1 protein-coding gene is annotated in these 241 nt (G+C 66.4%); it reads right to left on the minus strand.

Annotated features, from left to right (window positions below):
- Nucleotides 1–241, minus strand: a 241-nt coding sequence (locus KVT32_RS31295) for an RES family NAD+ phosphorylase (RefSeq protein WP_217619557.1), incomplete at both ends; no start/stop codon positions are given.

A 241-nucleotide genomic window follows, 5' to 3' on the forward strand; every position in this document is an offset into this window, starting at 1 on the left:
CTGTCGTCGAAGCGATTGATTTCGGCGTACTCGACGGTCTTGTGGAAGCTGGCCTCGGCCAGCGCGGTCTCGGCCTCGAAGGCGCAATACCAGGCGCCGCGCTCGCCGTCGTTGAAGCGGCTGCCTTCCGGACGGGCGTAGGTATAGGCCGCATTGATGATGCGGAAATTCGGCACCCCGAACACCAGTTCGTCGACGCCGATGCCGGGCAGCAGGCCGGCTTCGCCGCGCAGCCGCTCGT

This window comes from Achromobacter sp. GbtcB20, from assembly GCF_019091095.1.
Classification (GTDB): Bacteria; Pseudomonadota; Gammaproteobacteria; order Burkholderiales; family Burkholderiaceae_B; genus Achromobacter; species Achromobacter mucicolens.